The 3,601-nt window shown below is 36.4% G+C and carries 5 protein-coding genes and 1 pseudogene; all 6 read right to left on the bottom strand.

Annotated elements, in window-relative coordinates:
* A pseudogene (locus tag BN200_RS09575) lies at window positions 1-99 on the bottom strand (HNH/ENDO VII family nuclease); the annotation flags it as partial.
* A gap of 381 nt (window positions 100-480) precedes the next feature.
* Entirely contained in the window at window positions 481-1,071 is a 591-nt protein-coding gene (locus BN200_RS02375) for an SMI1/KNR4 family protein (RefSeq protein WP_019220830.1), read from the bottom strand.
* Between the two features lie 64 nt (window positions 1,072-1,135).
* Entirely contained in the window at window positions 1,136-1,528 is a 393-nt protein-coding gene (locus BN200_RS02380; protein ID WP_019220831.1) for an HNH/ENDO VII family nuclease, read from the bottom strand.
* 264 nt (window positions 1,529-1,792) lie between these two features.
* Entirely contained in the window at window positions 1,793-2,374 is a 582-nt protein-coding gene (locus tag BN200_RS02385; protein ID WP_019220832.1) for an SMI1/KNR4 family protein, read from the bottom strand.
* A gap of 73 nt (window positions 2,375-2,447) precedes the next feature.
* Window positions 2,448-2,912 (bottom strand): SMI1/KNR4 family protein, encoded by a 465-nt coding sequence (locus BN200_RS02390; protein ID WP_019220833.1) that lies wholly within the window; start codon window positions 2,910-2,912, stop codon window positions 2,448-2,450.
* Window positions 2,913-3,010: 98 nt separating this feature from the next.
* A complete protein-coding gene (locus BN200_RS02395; RefSeq protein WP_019220834.1) occupies window positions 3,011-3,598 on the bottom strand; it encodes an SMI1/KNR4 family protein in 588 nt (195 codons plus the stop codon).
* Window positions 3,599-3,601 lie beyond the last annotated feature (3 nt).

Consider the following 3,601-nt stretch of genomic DNA (forward strand, 5'->3'; position numbering starts at 1 on the left):
GGGATTAGCATGAATAACAGAACTATATTGGTTATGAAATTCCTTACTAGTTTCTGCTAAGGGGCCATCAGGGGTTTGCTTTAAGTGATGCAACTCTACAGACTCACCATCATATCATATAGGTGCTCTTCCTGTTTCCATTCTTTCAAGATTGGTACCCCACACTTCTTTTTTGTTTTCAGTCCATTTAACCCTTTTGTTAGGATCAAATAAATCGTTTCTTTGATAGACTTTGTTGGTCTGACCAAATTTGCTATCGGTAAATTTAATGGGTTTCTTTTTTAACCAATGTTTTTTTTCTTTAACAGCTTCTTTGGTCAGTTCTTTCTTCGCCGCAAGTTTGTCAAGATCTCCCTGAGCAGCAAGTTCTGCAAGATTTTTCTTGGAAGCAAATTAAGTGATCATAAACAATACCACTACTAGGAATATCTGCTGTATATCCCTTATAAACGTTACATATTTTCTCACCCCCCCCTCTTGTCATCTCCTCCATAATTTTTTCCAAAAGCGCTTGTAAAAAGGAATAGGTTGCGGAATGGGAGGGGTCTCAGGTTTTTCAATCGGTTGATCACCATCAAGTATCTCATCTCCCACGTGCTCTTTAATTCTTTTGCAAAGGAATTCATAAAAATTACTCGCGTAATATTCGCAATCTTCAGATGGAAGCATGACATAAAGTGGGCATTCTCCATCCCGAAACTGCGTATAATCAAAGTAAAAAGTTTCACCAAAATCTGTTCTGCTAACGACAAGCTGTTCTGGTGTAGCAAAACCATCTTTTCTATCGAGTAAGTTCCGGTAAACAATATCACCAGCAGGAATACCTTCCCCACCGTCTCCATAAATGCTAAAAATTTCCTCATAACCAATTTCTCCTCCTCCATATTTTTTTAAAAAAACTTTGTAAGAGGATGTGAATTTCAAACCAAGAGCTTTCTCCGCCTTTTCAATCTGTAGATCATCTGTTTCATTCTCTTCATCATCTTCACTACCAAAAGTGATAATATCAGCATCATATTTATTTACTTTATCAATTAATACTGCAACATCAGCTAAGGTATGGGTTTTCATCAATTATTCTCCATCAATTATTTTATAAGTCTCTGTTTTTTCTCTTTTCATCAACCGTAGAGCATTACTGCTGATGCTCCTGTCCCCATCTGTTAAAATCTAGACCTATGATACCCCATCTCATATCGATTATTCCTCCTAACTGACTGTTTTTTTGTTCTCTATAGCCTTTAGCACGTTCCTTCCAATATTCCTCTCTCTGCTTCTCAAACTTTTTTCTCTCTATAAGCGATTGATGTGTTTTGGGATTAGCATGAATCACGGAAGTATATTTTTTATGAAACTCATGGCTAATCTCTGCTATGGGTCCATCAGGCGTTTGTGAGAGATGATGTAACTCTACAGACTCACCATCATATCCTATAGGTGCTCTCCCTGTTTCCATTCTTTCAAGATTGGTGCCCCACACGTCTTTTTTGTTTTCTTTCCATTTAACCCTTTTGTTAGGATCAAACAAATCGTCTCTCTGATAGACTTTGTTGGTCTGACCAAATTTGCTATCGGTAAATTTAGTGGGTTTCTTTTTTAACCAATGTTTTTTTTCTTTAGCAGCTTCTTTGGTCAGTTCTTTCTTCGCCGCAAGTTTGTCAAGATCTCCCTGAGCGGCAAGTTCTGCAAAATTTTTCTTGGAAGCAAATTAAGTGATCGTAAACAATATCACTACTCGGAATATCTGCTGTATATCCCTTATAAACGTTACATATTTTCTCACCCCCTCTTGTCATCTCCCCCATAACTTTTTCCAAAAGCGCTTGTAAAAAGGAATAGGTTGCGGAATGGGAGGGGTCTCAGGTTTTTCAATCGGTTGATCACCATCAGGTATCTCTTCTCCCACGTGTACTATAATCCTTTTGCAAAGGAATTCATAAAAATTACTCGCGTAATATTCACAATCACCCAATGCAAGCTTGACATAGAGTGGGCATTCACCATCCCGAAACTGTGTATAATCAAAATAAAAGGTTTCATCAAAATCAGCATCACACACAAGAAGCTGTTGTGGTGTCATAAAACCACGTTTTCTATCATTTAAATTTTGAAAAACAATATCACCAGCAGGAATACCTTCCCCACAATCTCCATAAAGGCTATAAATTTCTTCACCACCAATTTCCCCTCCTACATATTTTTTTAGAAAAACTTTGTAAGAAGATGTGAATTGTAAACCGAGAGCCTTCTCCGCTTTTTCAATCACGAGATCATCAACCGCATTTTTTGCAGTACCAAAATTGATAATATCATCATCATATTTATTTACTTTATCAATTAATACTGCAACATCAGCTAAGGTGTAGGTTTTCATAGATGATCCCCCCTAAAAAAATAATGGTGGTTTAACATTGGAATTCAGAAGTAAAACCACCATACAAAGAAATTTACTTCAAGTTATCTGTAATCCTTTTACAAAGAAATTCATAAAAGTTACCTGCGTAATACTGGGGATCGCCAGGTGGAAATCTAAGATAGAGCGGACACTCACCATCCTGAAACTGAGAGTAATCAAAATAAAATGTCTCACCAAAATCTGTTCTACTCACAACAAGCTGCTGTGGTTTTGCTAAACCATTTTCTATATCCGTTATATGATAATAAACAATATCATCACTACGAGCAATTTCAAAATTTGTATTATAAACACTTAATATTTCCTCACCACAGATCTCTGCTCTTCCATAGTTTTTTAAAAAACTTTTATAAGAAGATGTAAACTGCAAACCAAGAGTTTTTTCTGCTTTTTCAATCAGTACATCATCAACTGCTTCATCTTTAGTGCCAAAATTGATACGATGACTATATTTATCAACTAATTGTGCAACATCAGCTAAAGTGTAAGTTTTCATGAATCCTCCCCTGCATGCTCCTTAATTCTTTTGTATAAAAATTACTTATATAATACTGAGGATCTCTAGAAAGACTAGAGATTTCCTCACCATCCATGTCATCTCCTCCATAACTTTTTCCAAAAGCGCTTGTAAAAAGGTATCAGTTGCGGAGTGGGAGGGGTCTCAGGTTTTTCAATTGGTTGATCACCATCAAGTATCTCATCTCCCACGTGTACTATAATCCTTTTGCAAAGGAATTCATAAAAATTACTTGCGTAATATTCGCAATCACCCAATGCAAGCTTGACATAGAGTGGGCATTCACCATCCCGAAACTGTGTATAATCAAAATAAAAGGTTTCATCAAAATCAGCATCACAAACGATAAGCTGTTCTGGTGTCGCAAAACCACGTTTTCTATCGAGTACGTTTTGGTAAACAATATCACCAGCAGGAATGCCTACACAATCTCCATAAATGCTAAAAATTTCTTCACCACCAATTTCTCCTCCTCCATATTTCTTTAAAAAAACTTTGTAAGAGGATGTGAATTTCAAACCAAGAGCTTTCTCCGCCTTTTCAATCTGTAGATCATCCGTTTCATTCTCTTCATCATCTTCACTACCCAAATTGATAATATCAGCATCATACTTATTCACTTTATCAATTAATACTGCAACATCAGCTAAGGTATGGGTTTTCATCAA

The sequence above is a fragment of the Bartonella senegalensis OS02 genome, assembly GCF_000312545.1.
GTDB classification, from domain to species: Bacteria; Pseudomonadota; Alphaproteobacteria; order Rhizobiales; family Rhizobiaceae; genus Bartonella; species Bartonella senegalensis.

Bases quoted from the DNA above. Each gene is read 5' to 3' on its own strand.
- BN200_RS02375 (WP_019220830.1), bottom strand. From the start codon at position 1,071: ATGAAAACCCATACCTTAGCTGATGTTGCAGTATTAATTGATAAAGTA.
- BN200_RS02385 (WP_019220832.1), bottom strand. From the start codon at position 2,374: ATGAAAACCTACACCTTAGCTGATGTTGCAGTATTAATTGATAAAGTA.
- BN200_RS02390 (WP_019220833.1), bottom strand. From the start codon at position 2,912: ATGAAAACTTACACTTTAGCTGATGTTGCACAATTAGTTGATAAATAT.
- BN200_RS02395 (WP_019220834.1), bottom strand. From the start codon at position 3,598: ATGAAAACCCATACCTTAGCTGATGTTGCAGTATTAATTGATAAAGTG.